This is a genomic window from Burkholderia sp. HAN2018 (genome assembly GCF_024704855.1).
Lineage (GTDB): Bacteria > Pseudomonadota > Gammaproteobacteria > Burkholderiales > Burkholderiaceae > Burkholderia > Burkholderia cepacia.
The window spans coordinates 1-615 of the sequence record NZ_QOBB01000557.1 but is presented as its reverse complement, the minus strand read 5'-3'; the positions used below and the strand labels follow the sequence as shown (position 1 = coordinate 615).

At 68.9% G+C, this 615-nt stretch carries 2 protein-coding genes; both read left to right on the top strand.

What is annotated here, in order from left to right; translation table 11 throughout:
• A partial coding sequence (locus tag DPV74_RS41760; RefSeq protein WP_162923359.1) for a MotA/TolQ/ExbB proton channel family protein occupies positions 1-338 on the top strand: 338 nt, incomplete at its 5' end.
• A 24-nt stretch (positions 339-362) separates the two neighbouring features.
• Positions 363-615 (top strand): biopolymer transporter ExbD (locus tag DPV74_RS41755; RefSeq protein WP_162923358.1); only part of this gene is annotated, 253 nt, incomplete at its 3' end.

Sequence of the window (615 nt, the reverse complement as noted above, 5' to 3'; positions counted from 1 at the left end):
CGTTGCGGCACGCGATGCTGCGCTCGCAGCGGCGCCTCGAGTTCGGCCAGGTGCTGCTCGCGTCGATCGGCAGCACCGCGCCGTTCGTCGGGCTGCTCGGCACCGTGTGGGGCATCTATCACGCGCTCGGCAGCATCGCCGCGAGCGGGCAGGCGCAGATCGAGAGCGTCGCGGGGCCGGTCGGCGAGGCGCTGATCATGACCGCGTTCGGGCTCGTGGTCGCGATTCCCGCGGTACTGGCCTACAACATCCTCGGGCGGCTCGTGCGGCAGCTCGCCGAGGAACTCGACGGTTTCGCGCGCGACCTGCACGTGTTCGTCTGCGCGCAGGAAGCCTGACGCGTCCATTCCGGAGGAGCGACCATGGCATTCGGCGGACTCGAGCACCACAAGACGTCCGCGCCGATGGCGGAGATCAACATGACGCCGCTGATCGACGTGATGCTGGTGCTGCTCGTCATTTTCATCATCACCGCGCCGCTGATGACGCACGCGATCCGGCTCGACCTGCCGAAGGTCGCGGCCAGCGTCGCGCGCGACACGCCGCAATCCGTCACCTTGTCGATCGACGACGCGGGCAAGCTGTACTGGGACGACGCGCCGGTGGCGCTCGACG